The 16,803-nt window shown below is 33.4% G+C and carries 14 protein-coding genes and 1 tRNA gene; all 15 read left to right on the forward strand.

Annotation, left to right across the window (positions count from 1 at the left end; all coding sequences use genetic code 11):
• The first annotated feature begins 25 nt into the window (after window positions 1-25).
• The 15 genes from OPR42_RS04770 (at window position 26) to OPR42_RS04840 (ending at window position 16,759) form a co-directional block, all read left to right on the forward strand.
• Window positions 26-1,273 carry a hypothetical protein gene (locus tag OPR42_RS04770; protein ID WP_265041989.1) on the forward strand — a complete coding sequence of 416 codons (1,248 nt, stop codon included), beginning with the start codon at window positions 26-28 and terminating at the stop codon, window positions 1,271-1,273.
• 109 nt (window positions 1,274-1,382) lie between these two features.
• The gene (locus OPR42_RS04775) at window positions 1,383-2,684 is read left to right on the forward strand and encodes a sugar phosphate nucleotidyltransferase (RefSeq protein ID WP_265041991.1); all 1,302 of its coding nucleotides are present in this window, start codon (window positions 1,383-1,385) and stop codon (window positions 2,682-2,684) included.
• A gap of 116 nt (window positions 2,685-2,800) precedes the next feature.
• A complete protein-coding gene (locus OPR42_RS04780) occupies window positions 2,801-4,030 on the forward strand; it encodes a lipoprotein-releasing ABC transporter permease subunit (RefSeq protein WP_264375965.1) in 1,230 nt (409 codons plus the stop codon).
• A complete protein-coding gene (locus OPR42_RS04785; RefSeq protein ID WP_226079284.1) occupies window positions 4,023-4,754 on the forward strand; it encodes a hypothetical protein in 732 nt (243 codons plus the stop codon). The genes OPR42_RS04780 and OPR42_RS04785 overlap by 8 nt, the downstream gene beginning before the upstream one ends.
• Entirely contained in the window at window positions 4,751-5,971 is a 1,221-nt protein-coding gene (locus OPR42_RS04790; RefSeq protein ID WP_265041994.1) for a tetratricopeptide repeat protein, read from the forward strand. The genes OPR42_RS04785 and OPR42_RS04790 overlap by 4 nt, the downstream gene beginning before the upstream one ends.
• Before the next feature lie 166 nt (window positions 5,972-6,137).
• Window positions 6,138-7,010: an ATP synthase F1 subunit gamma gene (atpG, locus tag OPR42_RS04795; RefSeq protein WP_264686923.1), complete on the forward strand. Its 873-nt coding sequence runs from the start codon at window positions 6,138-6,140 to the stop codon at window positions 7,008-7,010.
• 18 nt (window positions 7,011-7,028) lie between these two features.
• Window positions 7,029-8,363 carry a TldD/PmbA family protein gene (locus OPR42_RS04800; protein ID WP_139686619.1) on the forward strand — a complete coding sequence of 445 codons (1,335 nt, stop codon included), beginning with the start codon at window positions 7,029-7,031 and terminating at the stop codon, window positions 8,361-8,363.
• Window positions 8,364-8,537: 174 nt separating this feature from the next.
• Window positions 8,538-8,789: a cold-shock protein gene (locus tag OPR42_RS04805; protein ID WP_064085705.1), complete on the forward strand. Its 252-nt coding sequence runs from the start codon at window positions 8,538-8,540 to the stop codon at window positions 8,787-8,789.
• A gap of 34 nt (window positions 8,790-8,823) precedes the next feature.
• Window positions 8,824-10,050 (forward strand): DEAD/DEAH box helicase, encoded by a 1,227-nt coding sequence (locus OPR42_RS04810; protein ID WP_010404320.1) that lies wholly within the window; start codon window positions 8,824-8,826, stop codon window positions 10,048-10,050.
• A 297-nt stretch (window positions 10,051-10,347) separates the two neighbouring features.
• Window positions 10,348-12,627 carry an AAA family ATPase gene (locus OPR42_RS04815; RefSeq protein ID WP_265041998.1) on the forward strand — a complete coding sequence of 760 codons (2,280 nt, stop codon included), beginning with the start codon at window positions 10,348-10,350 and terminating at the stop codon, window positions 12,625-12,627.
• Between the two features lie 56 nt (window positions 12,628-12,683).
• A complete protein-coding gene (locus OPR42_RS04820; RefSeq protein ID WP_265042000.1) occupies window positions 12,684-13,682 on the forward strand; it encodes a molecular chaperone DnaJ in 999 nt (332 codons plus the stop codon).
• Between the two features lie 58 nt (window positions 13,683-13,740).
• Entirely contained in the window at window positions 13,741-14,637 is an 897-nt protein-coding gene (locus OPR42_RS04825; protein WP_265042002.1) for a class I fructose-bisphosphate aldolase, read from the forward strand.
• Window positions 14,638-14,642: 5 nt separating this feature from the next.
• A tRNA-Cys gene (locus OPR42_RS04830) sits at window positions 14,643-14,714 on the forward strand.
• Between the two features lie 107 nt (window positions 14,715-14,821).
• Complete coding sequence (locus OPR42_RS04835) at window positions 14,822-15,619, forward strand: hypothetical protein (RefSeq protein ID WP_006015735.1); 798 nt, start codon at window positions 14,822-14,824, stop codon at window positions 15,617-15,619.
• A 72-nt stretch (window positions 15,620-15,691) separates the two neighbouring features.
• Entirely contained in the window at window positions 15,692-16,759 is a 1,068-nt protein-coding gene (locus OPR42_RS04840) for a quinone-dependent dihydroorotate dehydrogenase (RefSeq protein ID WP_265042004.1), read from the forward strand.
• Window positions 16,760-16,803: the final 44 nt, after the last annotated feature.

Here is a 16,803-nt window from a genome sequence, read left to right on the forward strand (position 1 = left end):
ACTATAGCGATTTTGGTTTAGCAATATGTTAGAGACATTGAAAAAGCGGGGAATAGACCTTACGCTAAAGGTGAAGGATCTATTTAGTTCATCTGAGTCTCAAGTTTATGTCAAAGACCTTAGAAAGGTAATGATATATGAGGATGGACGAAAGTGTCAATATCCAAAAAATTATGATCAGATTGTAGATTCTGGGAGAGTTGTAAAAAAAAATGACAAGCTTGTAAAAGATAAAGACGGAAATCCAGAGTACCAGCTTATATATAATGAATACAAATTTGATCTAGCCTTGGTTAAGGAAATTGATAAAAAATCTTACTTTACTATTGACTTTTTAGTTAGTAAAGGTAGGCGTGAGGTTAATGATTATAGTAAATTTTATAAGCCATTTAAGTTTTCAAAAATAGATCTTGAAAAACACTTGCCGGTCTTTGAGGTTGATACTAAGTTACTTAGATTAACTAATTCTTCTTTTCTTGCTAAAAAAGGTTGCTTCATCAATGATGACACGGGAGAAGTTGATGAGAAAGATAGAGATGAAAAAGGAAGAAATGGAAAATTACTATACGCTAGTGATTACAAGAAGCTAAGCACCCATTTTTCAGAAATTAGAGATCAGGATGGTAATCTAGAGCTAGATAAAAGTCTTATATCTGTTTCTATCGTTTTTGCTACAAGCTTGGCTAAAGTTTGTACTAAATTGTTGACCTCTCTTCCTATAAAGTTAGGGGAGTATTTAATAAGCGAACAAAACCCAATTGCAAAGTCTTTTGGCTATCTTTTGTTCACCCCTGCAATGGCAGTAAAAAATTTAGTGAATATGGGAGCTACCATACTTAAGGCTCCAATTTTATTGTTTGTAGCAAATGAGAAAAAGTATGGTGATGCTTATCTTACTATGTGGAAACACCAATTGAAAGAATGTTGGAAAGAAGTAAAAAGCGACTTTAATGTTGTTACAAATGGGGAAAGGCCAAAGCCGAAGCAGAAGGATCATAAGCCACTTAGCATAGCGGGTACATGGAAAGAGCTTAACGCTAGAAAATCAGATATTGAAAAAAACTTAGAGAAGGGGTTGAGCAAAAATAGTGAAAGTATAGATAAATCTAGAGAACTAGTTGTTGGAGAAAGCTTAAAGGAAAAGTTGCAAAACAAAACTGATGAAAAAGTAGCTGCAGCCGTTAATCAAAAAAGCAACACTCCTCATATTGATAGAGAGATAGAAAGAAGACAAGACTCATCACGAAATGTAGGGACTCCATCACGCTCGTAGTCAACCATCACTTTAAATTACTTTTTACTTTAATCATCTCACAATAAAAACTTGCATGCATTTTGCCGTTAGTATAAGATATTAATCAAATAATTAATATCTTAATTAAATGCGCCCTGTAATACTGTGTGGTGGTAGTGGCAGCAGACTTTGGCCTCTATCTAAGCCAAAGCAATTTCAGAAAATATTTAGTCAGAATACTATGTTTCACAACACTTTGTTGAGGCTAAAAGGCGATTATATGCCACCCATCATTACCACAAATATACAATATGAGTCATTATTGATGCAGGAATTACATGCATTACAGGAATGTAAAGTAGTTTTTGAACCAGTTAAAATTGGGACAGCGGCAGCAATACTAATTGCTGTGCTTCTCTGCGATAGGAACGAGACAATCTTAGTTCTGCCTTCAGACCATTTTATAGGTGATTTGAATAGTTTTTATGTTTCTATTGAGAAAGCGTCTAAGCTAGCCTCTGAAACTGACTCTATAGTCACTTTTGGGATAAAGCCTCATGAATTCAATTCGGAATACGGCTATATAAATGCAGTATATGGTCAGAAAGAAAAATGTCATATAGTAAAAGATTTTACAGAAAAACCCGAGCGTAAGGTAAGTAACGATCATTATTGGAACTCTGGAATATTTGTGTTTAGAGCAAAACGCTATATAGATGAGATAAAAAAAATTGCTCCGACTCTCTATAATTTATGTTGTGAAAGTATGAAGCATTTTGTACCACGAGAGAGATTTCTGTATTTAGAACAGCAAAATTGTGCAGGAATGGGTGATACATCTATTGATCACCTAGTGATAGAAAAAGCAGAAAATATTGCAATGGTAGAAGCTAATTTTGATTGGATGGATATTGGTACTTGGAGTTCAGTTTTAGAACTGAGTAAGAGATTTAGTGAGAATTTAGTTTCATTTCAGCATGTAACAAAAGGAAGAGAGCCAGTTTTGATGACAGAAAATGATGAAAAGATTTTATTAGGTAGAGTTTATAAACGGCAAAATAAGAGCCTAATGTTGTTCATTAATAAAGTTAAAGAAGCAAAGCCAACAAGGAAAGAGATTAAGCCATGGGGATTTTATAGTGTGATTTTAATGGGTAAGGATTTTCTTATAAAATACCTTTTTATAAATCCACTGAGCTGCACTTCTAAGCAATTTCACCACTATAGAGATGAGTACCATATAATACTATCAGGGGTTGGATGTGTGAGTTTAGATGACAAAACATATGCTATAACAAAAAATCATGTAGTAGAGATTCCAAGGAAGGTGTTTCATAAAATTGAGAATAAAAGTACAAGATTTCCTCTTGAGATAGTTGAGTTTCAGGTAGGAAAGTTTTTATCTGATAATGATATAGTAAGATCGGACGATATATATGGAAGGTCTTAATATAGAATATTGAATATATTCTATAAGCTTGCTAAATTTAGACAACCTAATTTGAGGTAAAGGAAAAATTACAGTTATATGAAGCATAAAAAGTATGATATTTAAATCTTAGTATAATGTCTATTGCCTTTGAATTTACTATGGCTATTCGCTATTTGCGAGCAAAGAATTCTAGATTTTGCTCTATAATGGCCTTGTTTTCTATTATTGGTATTGCTCTTGGAGTTGCAACGCTAATAGTAGTAATGTCTGTAATGAATGGGTTCAGAGCAAAGCTGCTCGACTCTGTACTTGGCATTAATGGCCATATTAATGTTTACTTTGATAGAAGCATAAATTCAGATTACCACGCAGTGTTAAAATCTATTGAGAAAATACCAGGTGTATTAAAAGCTACTTCTATGACCAATGATCAAGTGATCGTTGCATCAAATGGTGGAATTGTGGGTAGCGTAGTTCGTGGTGTATCAGCTAAAGACTTATTTAATAACACTACCGTTAAGAATAATGTAATTATGGGTAACGTGGAAAAATTCGATGAAGGTATCATAATAGGGGCAAGATTAGCAGAAGCTTTGAATATTGATTATGGTGATAACATTATGCTTATATCAACTGAAGGATTTGACGCACTGTCTGGTGAAATACCAAAAATGAAAGAATATAAAGTTGTAGCAATATTTGATATGGGTATGTTTGAGTACGACAATACCTTGATGTATATGCCCATGAAATCAGCTCAGGCTTTTTTTAATTATAAAGATAGTGTGAGAAATATAGAAGTGTTCATAGACGATATTGCTGCGGCTAATAAGCTAGCAAATGCTATAGTAGAAGAAACAGGAATGAAAGCTGAAAGTTGGCAATCTCAGCAAAGCCATTATGTTAATGCTTTAAAAACTGAAAGAAATGTGATGTTTTTAATTCTTACTTTGATTATAGTTGTGGCAGCATTCAATATTGTTTCAAGTTTGATGATGATAGTGCAAGAAAAGAAATCCGCAATTGCAATTATGCGTACGTTTGGTGCAACAAGTGGAAGCATTATGCGCATATTTTGTGCTTGTGGGCTGTTAATTGGTTTTACAGGAACTTGTCTTGGCTCTGTTATAGGAGTTATTTTTTCTCTCAACATTGAAAATATTAGAGTGTTTTTAGAAAACATTACCAACATCAAGCTATTTGATCCTATGATATACTTTTTTTCAAGTTTGCCAGTGATATTAGTTTCTCAAGATGTAGTGAACATTTCTGCACTTGCATTGTTCTTGTCATTTTTAGCAACAATTCCTCCTGCATTGCAGGCAGCTGCACAAGACCCAGCGGAGATATTACGTTATGAATGATACTCGAAAAAAATGCATAGGTTGGTTCTTAATTATATTGTTATTTGTTAGCCATATTGCAATAAATAACATAATATTTTTCAAAATAAATCAGCAAGAAAGTGAAAATAGTATAAATGGTTTAACGGAAAAGATGGATGAACTTAGAGTATTGCTTGAAGTGAATCAATCTAGGGTAGAGAAAAGGATATTTGACTTAAAGAGAAATCTGCACACTCAATGTGAGCAAGGTGATGGTAGTTTAAGGCATAAGAACCTCGCAAAGTTGCTGCTACTTGTGATTAAGATGAAGAATTCGTTATTGCGAGAAGCCAAGTTTGATAATCATATAAATTCAATAAAGCCTTTGATATCAGAGCTTGACGATCCAGAGATAGAAAATGCAGTAAATGAATTGGAAAATTTGAAAGAGGTAGATACTTTACGCGGGTTGAAATTGTCTTTTGAGAAGAACATGACTGTTATTAACTACAATAAAAGTAACTTGTTTAAAAAAATCATTTCAAATTGGATAAAGATAGATGATCGTAGTGATCCACTCAGGTTAAAGCTTGCGGAAATTGAAGAATTAATAAGCGATAATGATTGGCAGAGCATAGCCACCGCAATAAGTGACTTAACATACCCAGAATTCAAACCATGGCTTAATAAATTGAATGATTTTATTGTAGCTTTCAAGAATACTTCAATAATATATCGTCACTTATTACAATACATCTCATGATTTATTTTATAATTTTTGCTTTTTCGTTTTTATTTGGCATATGGATCAAGGTAAGTGGTGAAGTAATAAAATTGGAATTAGGCAATTACACTATAAGTATTGATCTATATTTCGTTATTCTTGCTTGCGTAGTCTTATTATTTTTATTGATTGCAGTTGCACGTTTTTGTTCTTCTATTTCATCAACATTTGCTAACATAAAAAATAGAAGAAGAAGTAGGGAAGAATTGCTTCTCTTTGAAGCTTTCTTTAGCTTAGACTTAGGTAATATAGAGAACACCAATAAGCTAATTAAAAATCTAAATGAAGAAAGTGGTAAATTATCTTTAGTAAAGCTCTTTAATTCAGGTAAAACGGGAAATTACAGCTTTTTCAGCCATAATTTAACGAGTATTGCAAGTAAAAATCGCAACTTAGCTCTACTTCTGATCAATAAACTGATTATTCACCTAAAGCAAGAAAGGTTAGTCTTTCAAAAATTTATAGAATATTGCTCTAGTTCAATTAATGATAAAATTTTGTCTATTCCCTTTCAAATAGAGCATTGTATATTGCAAGAAGATTGGATAAATGCAATTTCAAAGTTAAAGGAAGCTATCAAATTCAATATTTTTCTTCCCTTTGATCGTAAAAAGATGTTAGCGGTTTTTTATTGCGCTTTAGCAAAGCAATACGAAAGTAAAGGAAGTTTTTACAAAGCTATAGATTATTTAGCTAAAGCACAAAGTTATTATGCAAATTTTCAGCCCATCAATTATTTAAAGGCAGAATTATATATCAAGCTTGAAAAAATCAAAAAAGCTTCCACAGTATTAGAGGAAGAGTATAGAGTAAATCCTACTCCTCAATCAGCTAGAATGTATATCAAGTTAAATAATAAAGGCGCTGAAAGACTATATAACTTACGCCCTGATTATTATTTTAGTTATTGCTTGCTTGCTTTGTCTTCAATTAGCTTGGGGAAATATGATCTTGCAAGTCAGCATTTAGATATTGCTATGAAAAAAGCTAATTACATATCAATCTACCTTGTTATGGTACAGCTCAAGATTATGTTGCAAGAGTATGATCAAGCAATTTATTGGTTAAACAGGATGGACTCAGAAGCTGTGCCTGATCCAGGTTGGAAATGTGCTGATTGTAATAAAGAGCTAAAGCAATGGGATTATAAGTGCTCAAGTTGTAATAGTCTTAATTGTATTTACCTTATATTATAAGACTCCATAAGGTGTGATACTTTTACATCGAGATTGCTTTAATATAATCTTTATCTCAAAACAGTAAATCTGTGAGTTTCTTAGTTAGGTTTGACTCCAATGTCAAAAAAACTTGTTTTTAGACATTACCAGTTATATATTTTAATAAATTAGAATTATATACAAAATGAAGAGCTTAAAGGAATTATCCTTAAGAATTAAAAATATTAAGTCTGTGCAGAAAACCACGAAAATAATGCAAATGGTTTCTGCAGCAAAATTATTACAAAGCCAAAAGAAATTATCAAATTCAAAATTGCATATATCTAAGCTGCATAGCATTATTTCTTCACTAGCGCTATCAGCGGATCAAGAGTTACTAGCAAGAATTCTAAATATCAATAATGAAGATTCTTTCCTAGTATTTATTATTGCATCTGATCGTGGTTTATGTGGCAGCTTTAACTCCTCTGTTGTTAAATTCAGTCAGGAGCATATAAACAAATTAATTGCAAATGATAAGAAAGTAGAAATTGTTTTTTTTGGTAAGAAAGCTTTTGAGACAGGCAAAAATAGATTTAATTCTAAAAATATCTTGAAGGTTGAAAATAGTAAGGGAATCACACTAAAGCGTGTGGAAGCCTTGGTTAGTGATATAGATCTAAGTAAATACAATAAAGTTAAGGTTTTTTACAGTAAATTCTATAATACCTTCATGCAAAAGCCAATATTAGAAACAATAAAACCATGGAGTAAAGACTCATTATTAATTGATAATTCTGTAGTTAGTCCTCTAACAGATTACAGCTATGAGTATGAACCACAAAATATTGAGTTTATTTTAAAATCTTTGACTCAAGATTATGTTACAGCTGCTCTTTATTCTGCTTTACTTGAAAGTGCAGCAAGTGAAAACAGTGCTAGGATGGTTGCTATGGAATCAGCAAACAGAAATACAAAAGAAATGCTAAATAAACTAGCATTACTTTATAATCGTTCTCGTCAAGCAGCAATTACAACTGATTTGATTGAAGTTATAGGTGGTGCAGAATCTTTATAGAAACTCAAGGAATGAAAAATGAATATATTAAATATTGCAGCAGATATCACTAAACTAATAAAAAAGCAGAATCAAGACGCAGAAGTTACAATATATGAAACTAATAAGACCTCGGTTTCTCAGCGTCTATCAAAAATTGAACAAATATCACAATCTAGAAACTGTACTGTCGGAATTAGAGCTATAGCAGGTAAGAACAAAGCTGCGTATATTTCCACAAACGATTTGAATAATCTTAGTAGTGCAGTGAGCCAAGTGGTGGAAATGGCAAAGAATGCCCAGGAAGATCCTTATATTAGTTTTGCTGTAGATGGCAGTAATTATATCTCTTCTGCAGATTTAAATATCTCAGATAATAATGTTGTAACAATTGATAAATTAAAAGAAATTACTGAAGCTACAGAAAATTCAGCTCTTGCACATAAAAATATTATTAATTCCGAAGGAGCTTCATCTTCACATACTTCAGTAAATACAGTATTATCAACCGTTTCTGGTTTTGTTGGTTCATTTAGTAAGTCAACTTTTGTTAATCAGGTTTCTGTTGTTGCTGGAGAAAAGAGTGAAATGAAAATAGGCTACGATTACGATGTAGCATGCAACTTCAGTGATTTAAAAACACCGGAGTCAATAGGGAAAGGAGCAGCAAAAAGAGCAATAGATCAATTGGGTTCATGTACAATCAGGACAGGCAAATTTCCGGTTGTTTTTGAAAAAAGAGCAGCAAAAGAGCTAGTAAAGAGCTTTGCTTCTGCCATAAATGGTAGCAATATTGTAAATAATAGCTCTTTTTTGAGAAATAGTTTAAATAATCAAATTTTTAATACTGAGATTAGCATTATTGATGACCCATTGTTACCAAGGGGTATAACATCAAGACCGTTTGACGGGGAAGGAATAATGAGCAGAAGAAATGAATTTGTAAAAAATGGAGTACTGCAAAACTGGATTTTAGATCTATATTCGGCTAGGAAATTAAACTTGGAAACGACCGCAAATGCAACTCGTGCAAGTAATGCTGCAATTATTCCTTCAGCTAGTAATTTCTATTTCAAAAATGGTAATAGATCGTTTAAGGAATTAATTGACGAAGTAAAAGAAGGAATATATGTAACTGATTTATTTGGTTTTGGTGTTAATTTAATCAATGGCGATTATAGTCAAGGTGCATGCGGATTTTTTATAGAAAATGGTAAAATAACGTATCCAATACACGAGATTACTGTTGCCGACAATTTGAAAAATATGTTTAGCAATTTAGTTGTTGCAAATGACCTAACTTTCTGTGGGCAGTTTAATTCACCAACGATTAAAGTTAGCGAAATGACAGTAGCAGGTTCACTTAGTGATTAAAAATTTTAGTTGCATTAAGTACAATAATTGTGTACTATTACTATGTAATGTTAAGAATAGACTATGGAGTATAGAAGTTTAGTTGCAGTAACTAAGCTTAAAGCATTCTAAATCGTAATTTCAAAGTTTTTCATCACATTAATAATATTAGTTAGTAGTTTAGGAGTTATCCATATGGAATTTGGTAATATAAAATGGTTTAATGTTGAAAAAGGCTATGGTTTCATCAAGCCAGAAGGTAAAGGTGAGGACGTTTTTTTACATGTTAGTACATTAGAACGTTCAGGAATAAGACCTGATGCACTTCGAGGAGAGGATAAAAAGGGAGGAATGAAAGGGGAAAGAGTAAGTTATGAGCTTAAAGAAGAGCGTGGTAGGAACGGAGAAAATAAAAAGTCTGCAATAAATTTAAGATTGGAAGATTAGTCTATCGTGAAGCTTTTTAATAGGGTAATGTATTGTGAGTAATTTTCATGAAATGGGGCTTCCAACTTTGCTTAGGCAAGCTCTAAGTAAAAATAATCTTTGTGTTCCAACCCCGATTCAGGTGCAAGCGATTCCTCTAGCTCTTCAGGGCAAAGATATTCTTGGGTCTGCTCAAACGGGAACTGGAAAAACCTTAGCGTTTGCTATTCCACTGGTTGCTAAATTGATGAATGAGCCAAGCATTGGTTCAGCTTTAGTCATCGTGCCAACCAGAGAGCTTGCTCATCAGGTAACAAGTGAGATAAGAAAACTCTTATCTCAAAGTTCTTTACTAAGAGTTGCTTTGTTGATCGGAGGCGAGCCTATTTTTAGGCAGCTAAATCAGCTTCAGAAAAAACCACAAATTATAATAGGTACTCCTGGTCGTATTATAGACCATATTGAGCGTAAAACTTTAGTTACTCGGAATGTTGGTATTCTTGTGCTTGATGAGACGGATCGTATGTTTGATATGGGCTTTGGAATTCAGATTGAAGAAATTATGAAGCATTTGCCTAAAATAAGGCAAAATCTTATGTTTTCTGCAACTCTTCCTGGAGAAATAGTAAAACTTACTGAAAAATATCTTAATCAACCAGAGCGTGTTTCTGTTGATTGCCAGGCTACAACTTCTGTAAAAATTAAACAAGAAGTTGTTTATGCATCAGAATCAGAAAAATATGGCAAGCTTGTTACACAATTATGTCAGCGCAAAGGATCGATCATTATTTTTGTCAAAACAAAGCGAGGAGCGGATCAGCTAGCTGACAAATTGCACAAAGATGACTATAGCGCTTTGGCAATTCATGGTGATTTAAGGCAGCACAAGCGTGAAAGAGTCATTGATTCTTTTCGTCGTGGCCGCAATCAAATCATGGTTGCAACAGATGTTGCTTCTCGCGGCCTTGATATTCCGCACATTCAACATGTTATCAATTATGATGTACCACAATCGCAAGCTGATTATGTTCATCGTATAGGTAGAACTGCACGTGCGGGAGCTGAAGGATTTGCATTATCTTTTGTTACACCTCAAGATAAGAGAAGACTGCCTGCACTAGCAGATAAAGAAGGAGAGCCAAATTTTGATTGTAGTATGCAATCTCAAAAACGTAACAGCAAAAAGATCTTTAAAAGGCCAAGTACGTTAAAGGCTAAATACGGTAGAAAAAAGATCAATGTATTTAAGAAGAAAAGCAGAGTACTAGAAAAAGCGTATTAATGTACTTAACTATTCTTCTATTCTTTAAAAGCTCCAGTAAACTTGCTGCAAAGTGAAGTGATTGGAGGATGGTAGAAAGAATATATAGCTAGCCCAAATTAGATTTACCTACAATTTGATAATCTTAATTCTGCTGCTTATAACGTTTTGAGATTATCACAACGGTATAATGTTAGGCTGTGTGGACTATAATCTGTAGCTTAATTTAATTTGGCTACAACGAGCTGCTAGATTTCAGTTTTTTTAATAATTGTGTGCTACTAATTATATATAAATTTACACTTTTAAAGAGAATAGATGATTTCTAAAAATTTAGAGGCAAGTTTAAATAGAGCGTTACAGATTGCTTCTAATTGTAAGCTTAAATATGCAAAAGTGGAACATTTGTTGCTAGCATTAACCAAAGATGTGGATGTAAATTATGTTTTATCAAGATGTAACATCAGAGCTGGTGAAATCATAAATATAGATAATATTATATTAAGGAATGATCGTGGTAATAATACAAAAGGTTTTTTACAAGACAACTCCGAATTAACTGTCAATAAAGTTGAGCCTGATGTGCTATTTCAACGCATAATACATAAAGCCATGATACGAGCTCATCGTCTGGGAAGAAAAGAAATAAATGGAGCAAGTATTCTATTAGAGATTCTGTCTGAGCAAGATTTATACATTGAAGAGCTATTACGCAAACAGAATGCAAAGGATTCTAATTTGATTTATAACATATCCAATATAAAATATTCAGGTGATATAGAAGAATATGTAACTAATCGCAAGATAAAACTTGATAAGAATAACGATATCTCTACTGTAGCAAATAAAGGTGAATTATTAAAAGATGAAGAAGTTCTACAAAATTATTGTAGAAATTTAAATGATTATGCAAGAAGCAAAAAAATAGATTATGTCATTGGTCGTGATTATGAATTAAATCGCACTATAGAAATCTTGCTAAGACGCAGAAAAAATAACCCTTTATATGTCGGAGAACCAGGTGTTGGTAAAACAACAATAGTTGAAGGCTTGGTATTGAAAATTATTGAAGGTAGTGTTCCGAGTGCACTGAGATCCAGCATAATTTATGCTTTGGATTTAGGATCACTTCTTGCAGGAACACGCTATAGAGGTGACTTCGAAGAGAGAATAAAATCTATAATAAAAGTAATTGAGGCAAAACCTGGCGCTATTCTTTTCATTGATGAAATACACACTATTATTGGAGCGGGTTCAACAAGTGGCAGCTTTCTTGATGCTGGCAATCTGCTCAAACCTGCACTTGCAAGAGGTGCATTGCGTTGTATAGGTGCAACTACATATAGAGAATATAGCAATAGCTTTGAAAAGGATAAAGCATTAGCAAGGAGGTTTCAAAAAATTAATGTAAAAGAGTCTTCTATTAATGATACAGTAAAGATACTAGATGGTATAAAGCATTACTATGAAAGGTATCATGGAGTGTATTACACGAAACATGCCATTAAATCTGCAGCTGAACTTTCACACAAGTATATTACTGGGCGAATATTACCTGATAAAGCAGTTGATGTTATAGATGAAGCAGGGGCATATTGTAAGTTACAAAAAAACAGGCGAAAAATTATAAACAGTAGAGATATTAAGAATACTATCACTAGGATTACAAACGTACCTTGCGAGCTTGATGATGTGCAAAGAGTAAAATCTTTGAAAGAAAATCTCAAGAAAGCCATTTTTGGTCAAGAGCAAGCGATAGAGTCTCTTGTTAATTCTATTAAAATTGCTAAATCTGGTCTGAGAAGTTACAGTAAACCCTTGGCAAATTATCTTTTTGCAGGACCAACTGGCGTAGGTAAGACTGAGCTTGCAAAGAAATTAGCACAGAATATGGGTATGAACCTTATACGATTTGATATGTCCGAGTATATGGAACCTCACACAATATCTAGAATGATTGGTTCCCCTCCTGGATATGTGGGTTACGACCAAGGTGGATTGCTTACAGAATCTGTATCTAACAATCAATATAGTGTGGTACTTCTTGATGAAATTGAGAAAGCTCATAGTGATATTTACAATATATTACTACAAGTCATGGATTATGGTTATGTTACAGATACTTACGGGCGTAAAGTTAATTTTTCCAATACAATTTTAATTATGACAACCAATGCAGGTGCATTTGAGCGTAGCAAAAGTTCTATTGGCTTTGGGTATAAGGACTTTAATATTGGTGATAGCGAAAAAGCAGTAGAACGGATTTTTAGCCCTGAATTTCGTAATCGCTTGGATGCAGTCATTTCTTTTTCTGACCTCAATTTAGATGTCATTTTGTATATTGTGGATAAATTTGTTCAAGAATTGAAAAAGCAACTTATGCAAAAGGGCATAAGTTGCTCAGTCGAAGAGGAAGTAAAGTTTTATCTTGCACAAACTGGCTACAGCAAAGAAATGGGAGCACGTCCGATAGAGAGGTTGATTGAAAAAGAGATAAAAAGTCATTTGGCTGAAGAAATGCTGAATCGTCAATTAATCAAAGGAAAGAAATTAAGGATTTATATGGATAAACAAGAAATTGCTTTTAATATAGTTTAAATTCTTGCTTGAGTATTAAATTTGTAGTATAGTCACTATTTTTTAATGAGGCTATAGTGGCAAGTTTAACTAGAAATCAATATTACAGTAATCAAGATTTACAGAACTTATTTTCAAGGCTGGGAATAAAAGCAGAAGAAGTAATAAGCCAGGAGTTTGATGATGTACTTAAGTTAGTTGAGCGGCACTTTAGAAGAGCTTCATTAAAATGTCACCCTGATAAAGTAGTAGGAGAGAAAGAGAAAAAAATAGCTGAAGAAAAGTTTAAAAAACTTAGTGCAGATAAAGATAAGCTAGAGAAATATCTTAACGACTTAAAAGCAGCTGGCATATCTATAACATTACAGCGAGAAGTGCAGGAAAAACAAAGGAGAATCAATGAGATTCTATTGCGTAGAGAGAAAGCTGTGAATAGAGCATGTTTATTTTTTATATTAGCAAATGTGGTACTTGGTCCGTCGCCTCAAGTCAAATATTGCTTATCACAACTTGCTAACAGTGGCAAAGTGCAAAATATTGCTTATAAATTTTATGCATTCAGCATCGGAGTTTGGCCATGGTTATTTATTATATCCTTTTGTAGTATTATCTATGCAGCAAGTAAACAAAGAGGCTCACAAGAAGGAAATATGGATAGATTCAACCGAAGGTTTAATTTACTTATTGCTGCTGATAATTATGTGATATGTATTGCAGTAGCGTTTGCTGTGTGCAGTTTAGCATCGGAAATTGCACAAAATGGCTGGCCTGTTCAATATGGAACAATGCTGATAGTTAATTTGGCATTGGATTTATTACTTATTGCTTTACTTAGAACTTTTACGAAAGCTTCTGAATTATATAGCGAACACTGCATTCAGCGTTTATATGAAGAAGACACAGAATTTAGCTACAAGGAAAAATTTGCATGGTATGACTACAAATTAGTGCTTATGCCACTCATTCTTCCTATTGTTAAAATGTATTTTGAAGATTTAATTCAAGAAAAACCACAACAGCACACCACCGATCCTAAAGTTACACCTTTAAATATAGGTGTAGGAGCAAGAGTATAAAAAGGTCTTTGCTTCAACTATAGTTTTTGCTACACTTTAAGTAAATTTGAAGATATTAATGAGTGAAGAAGTAAAACAAATCCTAAGTTATTACGAAAGTGAAAATCCTGGAGTAAAAGCAAATCTTGCTCGTATTCTTATGCATGGAAAACTTAGTGGAATTGGCAAGTTAGTAATTCTTCCTGTAGATCAAGGATTTGAGCATGGGCCAATAAAAAGTTTTGAAGTTAATCCTGATGCTTACGATCCGCATTATCATTTTCAGCTTGCAGTTGATTCGGGAGTAAGCGCATATGCTGCTCCGCTTGGTATGATCGAAGCTGGTGCTTCAACTTATGCTGGAATGCTACCACTTATTTTGAAGCTTAATAGTGCTAACTCCTTGCACTCGAAAAACTTAACTTCTGATCAAGCAATAACTGCTTCTGTAAAAGATGCGCTGCGTTTGGGTTGCGTAGCTGTTGGGTTTACTATATATCCTGGTTCTGCTAAGTGCTTCGATATGATTGAAGAAGCTCGCGAAATTATAGCTGAGGCTAAGTCTTGCGGCCTTGCCGTAGTGCTATGGTCTTATCCACGCGGTGAAGGAATTTCCAAAGAAGGCGAAACAGCAGTTGATGTTATTGCCTATGCTGCGCACATAGCAGCTTTACTTGGCGCTAATATAATCAAAGTAAAACTTCCAATTAACTATTTGGAAAGGGAGAAAATAGAAACAGAAAATATTGAGTCATTATCTAAAAGAATTGAATATGTTAAAAGATCTTGTTTTGCAGGGAAAAGAATAGTAGTTTTTTCTGGTGGCGAGTCGAAATCAGTGAATGACATATGCAATGAAGCGAAAGAAATTAAGCAAGGCGGTGGTAATGGTTCAATTATCGGGCGTAACACTTTTCAAAGAAAAAGAGAGGATGCTTTATCTATGCTAAAAGATATAATGGATATCTATGCATAAAAAACGGCTGGGTGGCAGAATGGCTTATGCGGAGGACTGCAAATCCTTTTATACCGGTTCAATTCCGGTCCCGGCCTCTTACTCCAATTAGATCGTTTTTTCTTCTGAAATTTTAACAAGAAGTGTGGCTTTTAATGAAATATTTAAAAAAATAAGATACTATATTCAAAATATAAGCAGTAAAATGCCAAAGAGATTAACAGAAGTTTTATTATTGATTGGTTTGCCCTTCTTGCTTACCAGTTGCACTTTTCACTATTTATTAAAGAGCTCGTATACTCATCTTGCACCAGAAAAGTACCCTTCATCCAACAAACAGCCGGTTTACGTCGGTACAGCTTACAGTGCACAGACTATATATAATGCGTTATTTAATGACTTTCTGTTAATAGGTAAGTCATCATTCACAGCCAAACATGGGCGTGCTAGTCAATATGTTAACTATGGAAGAGAAGTTGGAGCAGATGTGATAATCGTATCATTTCAAAATATGCAAAAGGATAAAGAGCATTTTAGCATCACAGAAAAACTATTATGGGACACAAGCTTAACAACATTTCATACAAGGACCATTATAAACTTTGATCAGGACGTACTCTTTCTAAAAAAGGTAGGTGATGCAAAAGCTCCATGGGAATATGTCAAAGGAGAGTTCAAGCTTCACGAAAAAGACGATACTGATCCATATCTAGGGAATTGGGTAGGGTATAGAATATGCAAGATTGCAATATCTTCTTCAGAAGATGAATACTTAGGATTTGTAAATGAAGATAATTGTAAAGAAAAATCTGGAATAAATAAGATGCTTGCTTGGAAAAATGGGGATGTAAGGTTGCGGATTAATAAACAATCAAAACAGGGATTTTATTTAAATCGCAATAAGATTCCTATACTAATAAAATCTCAAATTAACAAATTTGGCTACCTCGAATTAGTAGATAAAAATACTGATCAAGTTCTGGTTTCCCTTCAGAAAAATTAGTTTTTACTACTCATAGAAACTATATACTTACTATTTTGATAAACCTCAAGCTTTCTAAGTTATTCTTGTTGCATGGTAAAAAATAAACTAAAAATAAGCAAAGTGTTTTACAAAATGATATTACGTAATTTATTGTTTTTACTGCCGCCTGAAATTGCTCACTCCTTGGTAATAACGGCGTTAAAAAAGATGCCCTGTAGGAAACCTATAGAACTACCTAAGTCTTTAAATGTAAACTTTTTTGGTAATAAAATTAGGAGTCCTGTAGGTCTTGCTGCAGGTTTTGATAAAAATGCGGAAGTTGTAAAGCCGATGCTCTCATTTGGTTTTGGATTTATTGAGGCTGGTACTGTAACTAAACATCCCCAATATGGAAACAAAAAACCGAGAATTTTTCGATTAATTAAAGATGAAGGAATAATTAATAGATTGGGATTTAATAATAAAGGAGTAGACTATTTTCTTAAACAGATAAGTGAAACTAAACTTGGTGATTGTATTTTTGGTATAAATATAGGAAGAAACAGTACATCAAAGGACCAAATCAGCGATTATGTTGACTTAATAAAGATAGTATATGGAAAGAGCAATTATATAGTACTGAACATCTCATCTCCAAACACACCTAACTTGCGCAATTTGCACAATAAACAAGAATTATCCAAATTGTTGAAATCTATCACTCTAACCCGAAAATCAATCGATAGCTCTGAATCCATACCGATAATATTAAAAATTTCTCCAGATATAGATCAGCAAACAAAAGAAAATATCGCTGAGCTTACACTAGAATATAAAATTGACGGCTTAATAGTAAGCAACACTACGATAAGTCGAGATTCTTACTATAATGAGAGCGGTGGGTTGAGTGGCAGACCATTGTTTCAACTTTCAACTGAGTTATTGAGTGATATGTACAAGCTTACTAAGAGCAGAATTTTATTGATAGGATGTGGGGGAGTTTCAAGTGGTGTTGACGCATATGAAAAAATAAAGGCAGGAGCTTCTTTAGTCCAGCTATACACTGCTCTTGTATACCAGGGGCATCAAGTTGTGAACAAAATTAACCTGGAGCTTGCGGAACTAGTAAGAAGGGATGGATTTAGTAACGTTACTGAAGCGGTGGGTTGTATACATTAATTTTGGAAGTGGTGGTATTATTTTAATAAAATAAAACTAATTCT

Origin of the sequence: Wolbachia endosymbiont (group B) of Melanostoma mellinum (assembly GCF_947251465.1) — a bacterium.
Classification (GTDB): Bacteria; Pseudomonadota; Alphaproteobacteria; order Rickettsiales; family Anaplasmataceae; genus Wolbachia.